Below are 16,613 nucleotides of genomic sequence, written 5' to 3'. Positions count from 1 at the left end.
GGTTCCAAAAAAACAACTTTATTTAAAGCAGAACAAAAATCAAATACTTTCGTTTGTAGTATATTTGTCTGTCTGAATATATTTAATATGATGAGAAGGTTTCTGTATATTTTGTTTTTTCTCGTAATGCAATCAAGTTTTGCACAGAATGCTTTATCCTGGCAAGGTTATTTTTCGTTTAACGAAATAAAAGATATTTCAGATGCTTCGACAACCGTTTTTGCTGCTTCAGAAAATGCCTTGTTTTCTAAAGATGTTGTTTCAAACGCCATAAAAACAACTACGACAGTTGAAGGACTTTCGGGTCAGACAATTTCTGCTTTATACCATAGCGAAAAATTCAAAAAAACGATTGTTGGTTACGAAAACGGAATGATCATTGTCGTTAATGAAACCGACGGAACTATAGTAAAAAAGGTTGATATCATCAATAAACAATTACCTGCCAGCATAAAAAAAGTCAACCATTTTATGGAATATAACGGATTGATTTATGTTTCGTGTGATTTTGGTATTGTGCAGTTTAACTTAACAACTTCACAATTTGGCGACACTTATTTTATTGGCGATAACGGAGCTGAAATTAGTGTGAAACAAACGGCTCTTTTTAACGGTTTTATTTATGCTGCAACTTCCAGTGGTATAAGACGCGCCAATAGCACAAGTCCAAATTTGATTGATTTCAGTCAATGGGCAGTTGTAAATTCAGGTGATTGGTCAAGTGTTGAAACTCTCGATACAGAACTTATTGCGATTAATTCGGTTGGATATATTCATCGATTTAATTCGAATATTTTTGTGGGTTTTTTACAGCTTCCGCAGTCTTCAACAGATATGCGGGCAAAAAATCATAATTTGTTTATTACAACTGCGAGTTCAGTTTATGTCTACAACAATAAAATGATATTAAACCGTCAAATCACGACTTCGCAGGTTTTAGATAATACTTTAAATTTTACCTGTACAACTGCGGTTGGCGATTTAATTTATATTGGAACAAAAGAAAAAGGTTTGTTTGCATCTTCTCTTTCAACCGGTTCGTCTTTTGAGAATATCACGCCAAAAGGCCCTGATCGAAATAATATTTTTTCATTAGATGTAACACCAAACAGTGTCTGGGCAGTTTATGGTGATTATGATTTATTTTATAATCCGTATCCTTTGGATAGTTATGGCATTAGTAAATATAATACAACTGCTGGCTGGCTAAATATTCCGTACGAAGATGTTTTTGATGCCAAATCGATGACGCGCGTTATTGTGAATCCAAATAATGAAAACCAGGTGTATGCCAGTTCATTCTTTTCCGGTTTATTAAAGTTAGAAAATGACACACCAACTGTTTTATATACCGAAAAAAATAGCAGTCTGGAAAGTTTAAAAGTAGAGAATTACAATGTCACAGATATTCGTGTCAATGCTACCGCTTTTGATAAATCAGGAAATCTCTGGATGACCAACAGCCGCGTTAAGAACGGACTGAAAGTTTTAAAAAGCAATGGCCAATGGGGTAGTTATTCAACAACAGTGATTCTCAATAATGACGAAGACAGCGATTTTGGAAGCATTGTTATCGATAAAAACAATATTAAATGGATTGGTACCAACAGAGACGGAGTAATTGGTTTTAATGAAAATACAAATACATTTAAAAAAATGACTTTTGGTGAAGATGTTGGAAATTTGCCTAGCATAGATGTTCGTGCACTAGCAATTGACACAAAAAACCAACTTTGGATAGGTACTACGAAAGGACTTAGAGTTTTGTCGAGTGTGAATAATTTTCAAACCGAAAGTCAGTTGAAGGCAAATCCAATTATAATTATAGATGATAATTTAGCTCAGGAATTGCTGTACGAACAATTTATTACTTCGATTGTAGTCGACGGCGCCAACAACAAATGGATTGGAACTTCGGATTCAGGCGTTTTTATGGTTTCACCAAATGGACAGCAAACCAAATATCATTTTACAATTAATAATTCGCCTTTGCCAAGCAATACAATCAATGATATTAAAATTAATAGCTCATCCGGCGAAGTTTTTATCGCGACCAATAAAGGCCTAATTTCTTTTGGCGGAATTGCAACCGGAGCAAATGAAGATTTAAACAGCGTTTACGTATATCCAAATCCCGTGCGTCCTGAGTTTACAGGAACCGTAAAAATTGCAGGTTTACTGGATAAAGCAAATGTAAAAATTACTGATATTACGGGTAGTCTGGTTTATGAAGCTACTTCGGCAGGCGGAACAATTGAATGGGACACTACCGCTTTTGGAAGATATAAAGTAGCTTCGGGCGTGTACATGATTTTTATTTCTGCACAGGACGGAGGCGAAACTAAGGTGAAGAAAGTGATGATTATTAGATAGTTTTTAGTCTCAGTTTTCGGTCTCAGTTCTCAGTGTTTTTATAAAAACGTTCCGGAGGAACAAAACATATTTTAGGGATGTCCCGAAGCGTCGGGATTAATCCATCTTTTGTATCGAAAAGTTATCAATATAACATCATCAAATTTTTTTTAAAAAAATCTAAAATCTAAAATCAAAAGTTGTTAGTCAAAACCAAAGCAATCGTTATTTCGGCACTAAAATTTCAGGAGAAAAGTTTGATTGTAAAATGTTTTACACTTTCAAATGGCCTGAAATCTTATTTTGTGCGTGACGCTTTTTCGAGTAGAAAAACCAGTCAGAAGATTGCTTATTTTCAGCCTTTTTCTATTCTTGAAATTGAAGCTGTTCACAAAAACAAAGGAACTTTAGAAAACTTCAAAGAAATTAAAACAGCCGTTCCTTTTCAAACCATTCATACCGATATTGTAAAAAGTACCATTGTGATGTTTCTTTCAGAAATGCTGCATTATTCTATTCAGGAAGAAGAAAAAAATGAATCCCTTTTTAATTTTTTAGAAAGTGCTTTAATTTGGTTTGATCATCATGATGAAGTTTCCAATTTTCATTTAATTCTACTTTTAGAAGCAACAAAATATTTAGGTTTTTATCCTGATGTTTCAGAAATTGATTTGCCTTATTTTGAAATGAACGATGGCGTTTTTACTCTTTTTCACGGTTCAAACACTTTAACGGAACATGAGACAAATCTGTTTAAAAAATTAATTGATCTAAAATTCGATAACGATCAAAAGGTATTTCATGTGGTTGAAAGACAAATCTTATTAAAGACCTTAATTGAGTACTATAGTTTTCACTTAGAGGGATTTAAGAGACCAAAATCATTAGATGTTTTGAGGGAAATTTTTTCTTAATTAAATTATAAATTATATATATTCGCAAACGATTAGTGAGATCAAAATTGCCCATACTTAATTTATTAATTTTATAACTAACAACTATGAAGAAAATTACTTTTTCGATTATTTTGCTTTTCTTAGTTACCTTTTCGACTACGGCGCAAAGGAAATACGACGAAATAATCACCACAGAGAACAATGTACAGGATATTGTTCAAAATGAAATAACAGGAATTGTTGTTTTTAAAGAAGGCGGAACCGTAAAAGGTTTGGACCCTGAAACAAAAAAAATCGTTTGGACATTAACCAAAGAGGATTTTGGAACAATTACTACTAAAGATATATTGACAGATCCTGAATTTGGAAATATGTTTAAGGAAAAAAGAGACTTAACAACTGTTTCCGGAAGTCCTTATGTTGAAGCTTACATCAACTCAAAGTATTTAATTATCAATACAGATACAGGAAAAGTTGTTTACAATTCTTCTAAGGAATCTTTCTTTGTATTTCAATCAGATTTTATTCCTGAAACAAATGAATATCTTCTTACTTTGAAAAAAGACGGAGATATGGCAATCGCTTTATTGGATATGACAACTGGAGAACTTAAATGGACTACAACTGTTGATAAAGCAAAAGCAATGATTAGTTTTTCTTTAAAATTATCTGCTAATACAAATAAAGCTAAGATTAACGGTAACACAGTTTATTACTTACTATACGGTAATTTATATTCTTTTGATAAAGAGACTGGAAAATTAAACTGGAAAGCTGCTGAAGAATACACAAAATTCTATGAAACTCAAAACGATAAAAATATTGTTGTAGTTAATGCTGCAGGTTTATTTTCAAACAAACAATATTTGAATGTTTTAAGTACAGAGGATGGAAAAAGTATCTGGAAAGAATCTATCAAAACAAAACAAGTTGTTTATTTAGAAGATTGGGGAACAAAATTATTAGTGGCTCACAACAGTGGTTTTAACTTTTTCGACTTAAAAACAGGAGAAAAAATCTGGAAAAAAGATGCACGTGGAGATGGATTGAAAAGAGTAATTCCTATCGAGCAGGATTTCTTATATGTTGCAGAAAATGAAATGATGCTGATCAACAAAGATGGAGAAAAACTTTGGAAAAAATTCATCGAAATTTCTGATGACAAAGAAGATCCAATTTATTATTTAGGAAAAGTGGGTGAAAAAGTAATGTACTTAACGGGTACTTACGGAAACATGGTAGATTACAAAACCGGAGTTAAACTTTGGAAACGTAACATCAACTTTGATAAAAACCGTCCGGTATTGCCAACTTACGACGAAGCAACAAATTCGTATTTAGTTTACAATGATGAGAAATTATACAAATTTGATCCAAGCATCAGCGATAAGCCAGAGCCGTTTGCTAAAGTAAACATCAAAAAAGAAAAAGAATTAAACAGTATCGAATTATTCCCTTGGGGAGTTGTTCTTTCTGGACCAGTTGAGGTAATGGGTGTTAATATGGATGGAACTGTAAAATACCACCACGTATACACACAACCGGGTGAAGGTACAAGACGTTTACTTAAAAGTGCTGCAATTGCAGGAAGTATTGGTTTAGGAGTTGGTTCTGCAGTAAGTGCTGTACAAGCTTCTGAGTTGACAATGACTTACCGTGATTCTAACGGAAACATGAGATCTACTGTTCTTAAAGAAGAAGATAAATCTAAAATGAAACAAGCTAATAATATGGCAGCAGGTTCTGCAGCTTTAGGATTGGTAGCGGCTAAATTTAACTCTCGTTTTAATGCAATGAAACAAAACAGAGATTACTCTTATATTTTTGCAAAAGCAGATACTGGAGAAAAAATCCTTGTTAAAGTAAGTAAAGCTGACGGAGCTGAAGTTGATAAAATTATTTTCAACAACAACAAACCGCTTTATGAAATTGATCCTGCGACACAAAACATTTTTTATGTGTCTGACAAGTCTATTCAAATCTTCAATAAGAAATAATAATAAAAACAGAAAGCCATCAGGATTTACTTCTGATGGCTTTTTTTTTGCCTATGAAAAAAACATTACTCTTAATTGCTTTGCTTGTAATTGGTTCAATTCAGGCACAAGAAAAAATAAGCTCAAAAAAGAAGAAATTTTATATACCTGTAATTAAATATTCAGAATTTCCTGTTCTTGATAATGCATTAACTCAAACTACTTTTTATCAAATGGACAAAGAGTTAGTTCAAGAAGAAATTATTTTGAAGAAAAAATATTTTCACATTGATGGTTTTATAAAAGATCCTGCAAACGGAAAACTAAAAATTTACTTAACCGTTGCATTGCCCAAGTTTAATGCAACAAAAGTAGATAGTACGTTTGATAAGAAAAAAAACAGCTGGCAATTTCAGGTTTATTCTAACTATGATGTAAGAATAAAAGTTGATGCCAAGTGTGGAGATAAAATTTTATTTACCCAGGATTTTAATAGTACTGAATCTCACATAGTGGGAGGTACGTACGAAAAAGGCAAGGTGAAACTTGCTGTTGAGTTAAGTAATAAAAGAAGTGCACTAGCCGAAAAAGATGGTGATTATTCTGCAGAAGAATTAGGAATGGATCATATCATTTTTAGTTCTGTCGACCGAATTCAGAATTATCTAAATTATAAATTGGCTTATTACGTAGATGAATCTAAAATTAAGTTTGAATTTGTAACTTCAAAAGGACATTCAGAATACAATCAGATGCTGGCGTTTGAGAATGAAATTACAGCTCAAATGGAAAAAGTTACGCTTGAAAAAGGTTTAGATGAAAAGCTATTAACGCCACATTTACAATATCTGGAAAGTTTACTGGTTAAATATCCGCCTTCGCCTGCAAACGAAAATATCCGGTTTATTGTAACTAACAATTTGGCTGAAACTTATTTTTTACTGGAGAATAAAGAAAAAGCATTATTGTATGCTAATCTGTTAGTTGAGAATGACAAACAGGATTCGAGAGGATCTTCGATTATTAAAAAAGTAAATAATGGCTATTTTGCCGATAAAAAAATAAGAAGCCATACGACCCGTTTTGCCGATCTTAAAAAATTAGGCGTTCAGATTGCCGAAGAAAAAGAAGAACGAAGATTAGCCTTTTTTGAAAAAATAGCGCAACAGGATGCCGAATGGGAAGTTGAGAAAGCAACCCGGGAAGCAAACGTTGAGAAAGCAAGAATGCAAAGATTCAATATGCTGGATTCGATTCCTTATCAGCTAAATGCTAATTTACTGGCTAAAGTAGTGGCGAATTTAGGCGGAAGCGATGCATTAAAAAAAGTCGAAAAAGCGCATTTGTTTTCGAAGCTTAAAATTGAAGGAAATAATGTGCCTCAAACGGAAGAAAAATGGGCAACGAACTCTAATTATCTTCTTAGAAAAAAAATGCCGGAGAGTTATTATGAGATTGTAAACGGCGCCGAAGCCTGGAGCCACGACGATCGCGAAAGCGGCTTAAATGCAAAATGGACGAAATTAACCGCTTATGATTTTGGCAATTTGTCTAAAAATGTTGATTTAATAAATTTCCTTACAGATTTAAGACTGGATTTATGGAATAATTTTGAAGTCCTGCCAGATGAAATGTATGAAGGAAGAATGTGTTATCACCTTAATTATTTTGAAAAAACGTTAAGTACCGGAAACAGAACAATTCCTAAAACAGATTATCACGTTTTTATAGATAAAGAAAATTTCAATATCGTTTCTACAGAAAAAACAGAATTTGATAACGGAAATAAGAGTTTCTTCGAAAGAAAACTTTTTGGAGATTATCGTCCGGTTGCAGCATTAAATTCAGGGAAAATTCCATATAAAGTAAATTATGAAATTGAAGATTTTAACGGTGAAACCATTTTTCAGGAACAAAGGGAAAAAATTGAAATAAATCCTGTTTTTGGAAATCGAATCTTTATGAAAGAAGTTTATTTCGGCGGATTTAAATAATTGTTACCATCCTATTAAGGATAATCAGAATTGATTAGTTTTTGGTTTATTTGCTCAGCATTTTGAGAATAATACCGGAAACTAATCAATTTTTTTGTTTTTGTATCTATTATCTCAACAAAAGTTTGTGAAATTTCGAGAAATTGGTGGTCAATAATTCAAAATTTCTTACTTTCGCACCTCGTTTAAGAAAAGGATAAAATGAGTACAAAATTTACTGAATACAAAGGACTTGACTTGCCAACAGTAGCGTCAGAAGTTCTTGATTTTTGGAAGAAAGAAAATATATTTGAAAAAAGTGTAACAACCCGCGAAGGTGCTGAGCCTTACGTGTTTTTTGAAGGTCCGCCTTCAGCAAACGGATTACCGGGAATTCACCACGTGATGGCACGTGCGATTAAGGATATTTTTTGCAGATATAAAACTCAAAAAGGTTTTCAGGTAAAAAGAAAAGCAGGTTGGGATACACACGGATTACCTGTAGAATTGGGTACCGAAAAAGAATTGGGAATCACTAAAGAAGATATTGGTAAAACAATTTCTATCGAAGAATATAACGAAGCGTGTAAAAAAACCGTAATGCGTTATACGGACGTATGGAATGATTTGACCGAAAAAATGGGGTATTGGGTAGATATGGAAGATCCGTATGTGACTTATAAACCAAAATATATGGAATCTGTTTGGTGGCTTTTGAAACAAATCTACAATAAAGGTTTGTTGTACAAAGGATACACGATTCAGCCGTATTCTCCAAAAGCAGGAACAGGATTATCTTCTCACGAAGTAAATCAGCCGGGAGCTTACAGAGATGTTACAGATACTACGATTGTAGCACAATTTAAAACGTTGCCGGAAACACTTCCAAGCTTTTTACAAGGATTTGGAGATATTCACATCCTGGCCTGGACGACAACGCCCTGGACATTACCTTCAAATACCGCTTTGACAGTTGGACCTAAAATCGATTACGTTTTAGTAAAAACATTCAATCAATATACTTTTGAGCCTGTAAATGTTGTTTTGGCTAAGAATTTAGTTGGAAAACAATTTGGGAAAGGATATTTTGCAAGTGAAGACGATTCTGATTTCGATAATGTAAAAGAAGGGGATAAAAAACTTCCTTATAAAATTTTAGCGGAAGCAAAAGGAATTGATTTAGTAGAAATTCACTACGAACAATTATTGCCTTACGTATTGCCATATCAAAATGCTGAAAATGCATTTAGAGTAATTTCCGGAGATTTCGTTACAACTGAAGACGGAACAGGAATCGTTCATACCGCTCCAACTTTTGGTGCTGATGATGCTAAAGTAGCAAAAGAAGCAACGCCGGAAATCCCGCCAATGTTGGTTTTAGACGAAAACGGAACTGCAGTTCCTTTAGTAGATTTACAAGGAAAATTCACTTCACATTTAGGAGATCTTGCCGGTAAATATGTGAAAAACGAATATTATGATGCTGGACAAGCGCCGGAGCGTTCTGTTGATGTTGAAATTGCTATTCGATTAAAAGAAGAAAATAAAGCCTTTAAGGTTGAAAAATACGTACATAGTTATCCACACAGTTGGAGAACAGATGAGCCGTTATTATATTATCCACTAGATTCATGGTTCATTAAAGTAACCGATGTAAAAGATAGAATGTTCGACCTGAACGAAACTATCAACTGGAAACCTAAATCTACTGGTGAAGGACGTTTTGGAAATTGGTTGAAAAATGCCAACGACTGGAATTTATCTCGTTCTAGATATTGGGGAATTCCGTTGCCAATTTGGAGAACTGAAGATAAAAAAGAAGAAGTTCTTATTGGTTCTGTTGAAGAATTATACAACGCGATCGAAAAATCTATCGAAGCAGGTTTTCAAACAGAAAATCCGTTTAAAGGTTTTGAAATCGGAAACATGTCTGAGTCAAATTATGATTTGATCGATTTGCATAAAAATGTAGTAGATCAAATTACTTTAGTTTCGGCTTCAGGAAAACCAATGAAACGCGAAAGTGATCTAATTGATGTTTGGTTTGATTCTGGTGCAATGCCGTATGCACAATGGCATTATCCTTTTGAAAACAAAGACAAAATTGACGAGAATAAAGATTTCCCTGCAAATTTCATTGCAGAAGGTGTCGATCAGACTCGTGGATGGTTTTATACCTTACACGCAATCGGAACTTTGGTTTTTGATAAAGTAGCGTATAAAAATGTAGTTTCGAATGGTTTGGTTTTGGATAAAAACGGACAAAAAATGTCGAAACGTTTAGGAAATGCGACAGATCCTTTTGAAACAATAAAGGAATACGGTCCTGATGCCACACGCTGGTACATGATTTCAAACGCAAATCCGTGGGATAATTTAAAATTTGATATTGAAGGAATAGCTGAGGTTCGTCGTAAATTCTTCGGAACATTATACAACACTTATTCATTCTTTTCGTTATATGCCAATATTGATGGTTTTAAATACGCTGAAGCGGAAATTCCGTTAAACGAAAGACCGGAAATCGATCAGTGGATTATTTCTGAATTGCATACATTAATAAAATTTGTTGATGAATGTTATGAAGATTATGAGCCAACAAAAGCAGCAAGAGCAATTTCTGACTTCGTTCAGGAAAATTTGAGTAACTGGTACGTTCGTTTATGTCGTCGTCGTTTCTGGAAAGGAGAATATGCACACGATAAAATTGCAGCTTATCAAACACTTTATACTTGTCTGTTAACGATCAGTAAGTTAAGCGCTCCAATCGCTCCTTTTTTCATGGATAAATTGTACCGCGATTTAACAAGTTCAACGCAATCTGAGCAATATAGCAGTGTTCACTTGGCTGAGTTTCCAAAATTTGTCGAAAACTTTGTTAATAAAACGTTAGAAAGCAAAATGCAGAAGGCGCAAACGATCTCATCTTTGGTTCTTTCGCTTCGTAAAAAGGAAATGATTAAAGTGCGCCAACCGTTGCAAAAGGTAATGATTCCGGTACTTGACGAGAATCAGAGAGTTGAAATTTTAGCTATTTCTGACTTAGTAAAGGCTGAGGTAAATGTAAAAGAAATCTTGCTTTTGGATGATGATTCAGGAATTCTGGTAAAACAGATTAAACCTAATTTTAAAGCATTAGGACCACGTTTTGGAAAAGATATGGGATTGATTTCTAAGGAGATACAAGGTTTTTCTGCAGATCAGATCAATGAATTAGACAAGCAAGGGACGCTAGATATTGTTATTGCTGGAAATAACGTAACTTTATCATTAGAAGATGTCGAAATAACATCTCAGGATATTGAAGGATGGCTGGTTGCAAATTCAAACGGAATTACAGTTGCGCTAGATATTACAATTTCTGAAGAATTGAAAAATGAAGGAATCGCGAGGGAATTGGTAAACAGAATTCAGAATATCCGTAAAGATTCAGGATTTGAAGTTACCGATAAGATTAAGGTTCAAATACAAAGAAGCGGTCTTTTAGAAGAGGCGATTCTTAAAAATGAAGACTATATTAAGTCTGAGACATTAACAGACGATTTAGTTTTTGTAGACGCTTTAGAAAACGGCACAGAAATTGAATTCGATGATATTAAAACAGTGATATTAATTTCAAAATAAAAGAAATACCATGATAGATGAAATTACAAGATACTCTGATGCAGATTTAGCAGAGTTCAAAGAAATTATTCAAAATAAAATACAAAAAGCACAAGCCGATCTGGATTTAATAAAAAGTGCTTACATGAACGATTTAAATAACGGAACTGATGACACTTCGCCAACTTTCAAAGCTTTTGAAGAAGGAAGTGAAACAATGTCTAAAGAAGCAAACTCACAGTTGGCTATCAGACAGGAAAAATTCATCCGTGACCTTAAAAACGCATTATTCCGTGTAGAAAATAAAACTTACGGTATTTGTAAAGTAACAGGTAAATTAATCAGTAAAGAAAGACTGAAAATTGTACCTCACGCAACTATGAGTATCGAAGCAAAAAATCTACAACGATAACATATAATTACGCTCCTTTTTAGGGGCGTTTTTTTATTGTATTAAAAAGGAAAAATTGCCTTTGAGGAAAAATCTGCTCTGAAAGGAAAGGATCAGGCTGGAAATAACAGAAAGTGAAAATATATAAAAACAATTTAGAACTATCCTTTTTAGAAGATAGTTCTAAATTATCTTGATTGCTTAAGCAAGGTTTTTCTCTAAATCTAATTTATGTTTTCTTAAAACAGCTCTTGTCATTCCTAAATTCGCTTTTGAAGCATCTGCTGCAAGATAAATCATGAATTTCTTGTTTGGAGAAATGTCGATAATGTGAATTTGATTCGAAAGTGTAATCAAAATATCTTCTATATCCTGATTTAAATTTAGGGCTTTTACAGCGCTTAATTTTGCTTTTACTACTTCCAGGTTATAAGCCGCTGCAAGTTCAGGATCAAAAGACGGATCAATTGTTAAGTTACCAAAACTTAATCCGGATTCAATTTCAGTTACAGCTACGGCTATAAAGCCATTTACGTTGGTTTTCATTTCGTTTAAAAACACATTTAAAAAATCGTTACTCATAGTTTGTGGGGTTTGTTGTTAATAGATGTATGTTTATTTTAATAGGGAATTTTTACTGAGTTCGCTCGAAAGTTCATCTGTATTTCGCATTAATAATCCCAGATTACTTCCGTCTTTTGAAAAAGCAATCACAAAATTGGAACTATTTATCTTGTTTCCAATTACGACTCCTTCAGATGTTTTTAAAAATAATTGTTTCAGTGAGCCTTTTTCTAAATCAGACAGAAATTTTTCGCTCATTGATAAAATTGCGGCACTCATAACAGCAACGCTGTCACCGTAATCCAGATGCAGGGAAGTGATTAGTTTTCCTTTTCCGTTTAAAATTAAGGCTGAGGTAGACTTTGTAGTAGTCAAAAATGTGTTTAGGGTAGAGGTGATTTCATTCATTCTTTCAGTTGTTTGGGAGTTGTTAAAAATGATAGATATCAACAGCTTATTTAAAGTAAACATGAATATTTACTTTAAACAAGTGTTAATTTTATTAACAAATATAAATTAAATTATGTATCATTGTAATATCAAACCGTTAAATAATTTATTTTTTTACTTAAAAAACTTACATTATGGCTAAAGTACTGAAATTCAAAGATGTGAACTCTGATGTTGAAAGCAGATTGAAAGAATTTGAAAAAGCAAGGCTTAAATTAAAGTCTCAAATTGAGAAAGATGTTGCAAAGAAAGGAAAAGACGGAAAAGAGGGGAAAGGTTTGCTAAAATCGATTTCTGAATTTTTTGCCGATAGTCCAAAAACCGCCCCTAAAACTCCTGTTAAAAAATAGATTTTATTCTGTTTAACATTTAGGCCTGCAGTGAATAATTTATTGCATAAACAATTAACGTTCTATAGGGAGCGTTTTTTTTGATTAAATTGTTACTTTTGCGCATCAAAAATTCATAAAATGTCATTACGAAAAGCGTATTTCCTTATATTTTTAGTTTTACTTATCGATCAAATTTCAAAAATCTATGTAAAAACCAATTTTATTTTAGGTGAAGAGGTTACAATTTTTAACTGGTTTAAAATACATTTCATCGAAAATGAAGGAATGGCTTGGGGAACAAAAATTCCAGGTGAATACGGAAAATTAATTTTAACCGTTTTCAGGATTTTCGCAGTATTCGGAATTGGATACTGGTTAGCTGATGCAATCAAAAAACGTCATTCGAATTATTTGATCGTGGCAATTGCATTAATTTTTGCCGGAGCGGCCGGAAACATTTTAGATTCTGTTTTCTACGGAGTAATTTTTGATGACAGTACACACAATCTTGCAACACTTTTTTCGCCACATCCGTACGGAACATGGTTTCACGGTTTGGTAGTAGATATGTTTTATTTCCCTATTTGGGAAGGAAATCTGCCAACCTGGATACCTTTTTTTGGTGGAAAACACTTTATGTTTTTTAATGCCATTTTTAACGTTGCCGATATGGCGATTTCTACCGGTGTTGGTATTTTGCTTATTTTTAATAAAAGAGCATTTCCAAAAAATTAAATTCCAAATTATATAAAATCTCAATCATTTAAAATTCCAAATTCCAATATTTGAAGCGCTAATGGCATGCAGATATTGGGATTTGGAATTTTTATTATTGGAATTTCTTTTTAATATTTAATGTGCTATTTTTACAGATACTAAAGTCAAACTCATGCAAAGTCCGTCTTTTTCTATATATGATGCATCTGCAGGTTCAGGAAAGACCTATACTTTGGTCAGAGAATATCTTAAAATCATTCTTTCGTCACCCAAAAACGATGCATATCGTAATATTCTCGCCATAACTTTTACCAACAAGGCAGTTCATGAAATGAAAAGCCGTATTGTGGGAAGTTTGTCTGAATTTACCAAAGACGAACCTTCGGCGAAAGCCCTTGATTTAATGGAAGATTTGTCTCGCGAAACAGGACTTTCAATAATTAAAATTAAAACCAAATCTCAAAATATCATAAAGCATCTTATTCATAATTATGCCGCTTTTGATATTTCGACCATAGATAAATTCACCCATAAAGTGATTCGTGCTTTTGCACACGATCTAAATTTGCCAATGACTTTTGAGGTTACTTTAGATACCGAAAATTTATTGGTAGAAGCCGTTGATGCCATTATTGCGCAAGCGGGTCAGGATGAAACTCTGACAAAGCTGCTCATTGATTTTACGATGGAAAAAACCGATGATGATAAAAGTTGGGATGTTTCGCGCGAAATTCTTGAAACAGGAAGATTGGTCCTGAATGAAAATAATCGAAATGAAATTTCGCATTTTCATGATACTACAATAGAGGAATTTGTTGTCATAAAAAAGAAAATGACGCTTTTGTGTGCCGATTTAGAAAAAGAAAATGCTGAATATGCTTTACAGCTTCTTTTGCTGATTGAAAAAAACGGAATTGATTTAAAATCATTTTCAAGAGGTACTTTTCCAAATCATCTGGAAAGTATTCGTGATGGAAAATTCAATCCCAGAAATAAAACCTTTCATGAATTTGAAGATATAGCGATTAATAAAACAGCCAAAGACAGGGTTTTAATTGAAAATATAATTCCGGAGTTGCTTCAAAATTTAAGTAAAGTTTATAAAAATTTCGAAAAAAGAGATTTTTACAAAGCGTTCTTAAAAAATATTACACCGCTTTCACTGCTAAATACCGTTAGTAATGAATTGGCTAAAATACAATCAGAACAAAATATTTTGTCGATTTCAGAATTCAATGCCATAATTCACCGTGAAATTCAAAATCAGCCCGCGCCTTTTATTTATGAACGCCTGGGGGAAAGATACCGCCATTTTTTTATAGATGAATTTCAGGATACTTCTGAAATGCAATGGCAAAATTTGATTCCGTTAATTGATAATGCACTTTCCGGTCAGGATGATTTAGGAAATAAGGGGACGTTAATGATTGTTGGCGATCCTAAACAATCAATTTATCGCTGGCGCGGAGGAAAAGCAGAGCAATTTATTGAATTAAGTAAAGACATCAATCCATTTAATAATCCAGATAAATTAATCAAACATTTAGATACGAATTATCGGAGTTATAGCGAAGTAATTGATTTTAATAATGCTTTTTTTAAATTGATTTCTGCTGAATTTTCAAATGCTGATTATAAGGATTTATATGAAAATCATAGTTTTCAGAATTCAAATTCTAAAAAAGGCGGTTATGTAAATATTTCTTTCCTTCCGATAATTGAAAAAAATGATTTTGCAGATGAAGAAGAGGTAGTCGAAAAATCAGATTTGTATGTTTTGGCGACTTTAAATACGATTCAGAATGTTGTTCGTGAAGGTTTTGAATATCGCGATATTGTCATCTTAACCCGAAAAAGAGACCAGGGAATTGCCATTGCAAATTATTTGACAGAGCAGAATATTCCGCTTTTGTCCTCAGAAACTTTGATGATTCAAAATGCAACAGAAGTTCGTTTGATAGTGCATTTGCTGAAATATCTCAACAACAGTATCGATTTGGAAGCAAAAGCGAATTTCCTTCATTTTTTAGGAAATACGAAAGAAATCGAAATGCCCATTCATGATTTTATCGCGCAGGGAATGGCTCAGAAATTTGAAAATGATTTCGAAAAATGGCTTTTGTCTTTTGATGTTTCCCTTTCTTTTGAAGATATTCGAAAAAAATCATTGTATGAAGCTGTAGAGATTATCATTTCTAAATTTGTACTTCCTTCAGAAGGAAATGCTTATGTTCAGTATTTTCTGGACATTGTTTTAGAACGGGATATTCGTAATCAGGCTGGAATTGCAGATTTTTTGAGTTATTGGGATAAAAATGCGCACAAATTCAGCATTCCGTCTCCTGAAGGAAATAACGCAGTTCGAATTATGACTATTCATAAATCAAAAGGTTTGGAATTTCCTGTCGTAATTATGCCTTTTGCGGAAGAAGATTACAGCAGAAAACCAAAAGATAAATTATGGCTCGATGCCGAAGAGGCTGATTTAGGCGTTCCAAAAGCTTTGATAGATAATAGCAGCGCTGTGGAAGGTTTTGGCGAAAGTGCATCGGCAGTTTTTAATTTGAAAAAACAAGAAGAATTACTGGATAATATTAATGTTTTGTATGTCGCATTAACACGTGCCGAGGAACAGCTATATGTTATTTCTCAATCTTTGATGGAAAGAAAAGATGGAGAATTTCCGAGTAATATGGCTTCTTTTTTTATTAAATATCTCATACATAAAGGAGTTTATGATCCGGAGAAATTAGAATATGAATTTGGAAATAAAAAAAGACTTTCTATTCCTGGTGAAATATTAAATCTGGTGAAGACAATTCCTGTTGTTTCGGAAGTTCTGAATCCGAAAAATATCAAAATTGCTCAGCGAGAATCCTTAATGTGGGGAACGCATCAGCAGGAAGCCATCTCTTACGGAAATATTGTTCATGAGATTTTGGCTTTTATAAAAGATAAATCAGATGTTGATCTGGCAGTTACAAAGGCATTAGAAAATGGTTTAATTACTTTTGATCAGTCCGAAAAAGTTTTGCAGACGCTTTTGGAAATAGTCAATCATCCGGAATTAAATATTTGTTTTGACGGAAAAAATAATATTCTGAACGAGCAGACAATCGTGCAAAAAGAAGGTAAGATTTTAAAACCCGACCGAATTGTTTTAACTCAAAACAAAGAAGCGTATTTGCTGGATTATAAAACCGGTGCAATTAATTCAAAATATACACAGCAAATTCAAGAATATCAGCACGCGATTGAAGATTTAGGATACAAAGTGTTAAAAAGGGCATTGGTGTATATTGGAACCGAAATCGATGTGGTAAATTTGTGATAAAATTAATCAGATGTTAAGAGGTTTA

General features: G+C 33.2%; 11 protein-coding genes. 9 read left to right on the top strand and 2 right to left on the bottom strand.

Annotated features, from left to right (window positions below; translation table 11 throughout):
- Window positions 1–87 precede the first annotated feature (87 nt).
- The 6 genes from porZ (at window position 88) to AC3QL1_RS03685 (ending at window position 11,212) form a co-directional block, all read left to right on the top strand.
- Entirely contained in the window at window positions 88–2,373 is a 2,286-nt protein-coding gene (gene porZ / locus AC3QL1_RS03710) for a type IX secretion system anionic LPS delivery protein PorZ (protein WP_492495210.1), read from the top strand.
- 179 nt (window positions 2,374–2,552) lie between these two features.
- Complete coding sequence (gene recO, locus AC3QL1_RS03705) at window positions 2,553–3,266, top strand: DNA repair protein RecO (protein WP_492495208.1); 714 nt, start codon at window positions 2,553–2,555, stop codon at window positions 3,264–3,266.
- 86 nt (window positions 3,267–3,352) lie between these two features.
- Complete coding sequence (locus AC3QL1_RS03700; RefSeq protein ID WP_492495206.1) at window positions 3,353–5,245, top strand: outer membrane protein assembly factor BamB family protein; 1,893 nt, start codon at window positions 3,353–3,355, stop codon at window positions 5,243–5,245.
- Window positions 5,246–5,298: 53 nt separating this feature from the next.
- Complete coding sequence (locus AC3QL1_RS03695; RefSeq protein WP_492495204.1) at window positions 5,299–7,218, top strand: hypothetical protein; 1,920 nt, start codon at window positions 5,299–5,301, stop codon at window positions 7,216–7,218.
- A 201-nt stretch (window positions 7,219–7,419) separates the two neighbouring features.
- Window positions 7,420–10,821 (top strand): isoleucine--tRNA ligase, encoded by a 3,402-nt coding sequence (ileS, locus tag AC3QL1_RS03690; RefSeq protein WP_492495202.1) that lies wholly within the window; start codon window positions 7,420–7,422, stop codon window positions 10,819–10,821.
- A gap of 10 nt (window positions 10,822–10,831) precedes the next feature.
- Window positions 10,832–11,212 (top strand): TraR/DksA family transcriptional regulator, encoded by a 381-nt coding sequence (locus AC3QL1_RS03685; protein WP_026983623.1) that lies wholly within the window; start codon window positions 10,832–10,834, stop codon window positions 11,210–11,212.
- Between the two features lie 180 nt (window positions 11,213–11,392).
- Here AC3QL1_RS03685 and AC3QL1_RS03680 read toward each other — a convergent pair whose 3' ends face one another.
- Both AC3QL1_RS03680 and AC3QL1_RS03675 read right to left on the bottom strand, forming a co-directional pair.
- Window positions 11,393–11,773, bottom strand: coding sequence for a hypothetical protein (locus AC3QL1_RS03680; protein ID WP_115847857.1), 381 nt, complete (start codon window positions 11,771–11,773; stop codon window positions 11,393–11,395).
- A 33-nt stretch (window positions 11,774–11,806) separates the two neighbouring features.
- Window positions 11,807–12,163, bottom strand: coding sequence for a roadblock/LC7 domain-containing protein (locus AC3QL1_RS03675; protein WP_492495199.1), 357 nt, complete (start codon window positions 12,161–12,163; stop codon window positions 11,807–11,809).
- Between the two features lie 176 nt (window positions 12,164–12,339).
- Between AC3QL1_RS03675 and AC3QL1_RS03670 the strand changes: the two genes are divergently transcribed.
- The 3 genes from AC3QL1_RS03670 to AC3QL1_RS03660 all read left to right on the top strand — a co-directional run bounded on the left by AC3QL1_RS03670 (window position 12,340) and on the right by AC3QL1_RS03660 (window position 16,585).
- Window positions 12,340–12,555: a hypothetical protein gene (locus AC3QL1_RS03670; RefSeq protein WP_492495197.1), complete on the top strand. Its 216-nt coding sequence runs from the start codon at window positions 12,340–12,342 to the stop codon at window positions 12,553–12,555.
- A 120-nt stretch (window positions 12,556–12,675) separates the two neighbouring features.
- Entirely contained in the window at window positions 12,676–13,272 is a 597-nt protein-coding gene (locus AC3QL1_RS03665; protein WP_492495195.1) for a lipoprotein signal peptidase, read from the top strand.
- Between the two features lie 154 nt (window positions 13,273–13,426).
- Window positions 13,427–16,585, top strand: coding sequence for a UvrD-helicase domain-containing protein (locus tag AC3QL1_RS03660; protein WP_492495193.1), 3,159 nt, complete (start codon window positions 13,427–13,429; stop codon window positions 16,583–16,585).
- Window positions 16,586–16,613: the final 28 nt, after the last annotated feature.

Source organism: Flavobacterium sp. GW823-FHT04A11, from assembly GCF_058796535.1.
The sequence above is the reverse complement of the archived record's forward strand: the minus strand, read 5'-3'. Positions and strand labels throughout refer to the sequence as shown.

What these genes read in the sequence shown, in the direction of transcription:
- porZ (WP_492495210.1), top strand. Translation starts at nt 88, where the DNA reads ATGATGAGAAGGTTTCTGTATATTTTGTTTTTTCTCGTAATGCAATCA.
- AC3QL1_RS03700 (WP_492495206.1), top strand. Translation starts at nt 3,353, where the DNA reads ATGAAGAAAATTACTTTTTCGATTATTTTGCTTTTCTTAGTTACCTTT.
- AC3QL1_RS03695 (WP_492495204.1), top strand. Translation starts at nt 5,299, where the DNA reads ATGAAAAAAACATTACTCTTAATTGCTTTGCTTGTAATTGGTTCAATT.
- ileS (WP_492495202.1), top strand. Translation starts at nt 7,420, where the DNA reads ATGAGTACAAAATTTACTGAATACAAAGGACTTGACTTGCCAACAGTA.
- AC3QL1_RS03685 (WP_026983623.1), top strand. Translation starts at nt 10,832, where the DNA reads ATGATAGATGAAATTACAAGATACTCTGATGCAGATTTAGCAGAGTTC.
- AC3QL1_RS03680 (WP_115847857.1), bottom strand. Translation starts at nt 11,773, where the DNA reads ATGAGTAACGATTTTTTAAATGTGTTTTTAAACGAAATGAAAACCAAC.
- AC3QL1_RS03675 (WP_492495199.1), bottom strand. Translation starts at nt 12,163, where the DNA reads ATGAATGAAATCACCTCTACCCTAAACACATTTTTGACTACTACAAAG.
- AC3QL1_RS03670 (WP_492495197.1), top strand. Translation starts at nt 12,340, where the DNA reads ATGGCTAAAGTACTGAAATTCAAAGATGTGAACTCTGATGTTGAAAGC.
- AC3QL1_RS03665 (WP_492495195.1), top strand. Translation starts at nt 12,676, where the DNA reads ATGTCATTACGAAAAGCGTATTTCCTTATATTTTTAGTTTTACTTATC.
- AC3QL1_RS03660 (WP_492495193.1), top strand. Translation starts at nt 13,427, where the DNA reads ATGCAAAGTCCGTCTTTTTCTATATATGATGCATCTGCAGGTTCAGGA.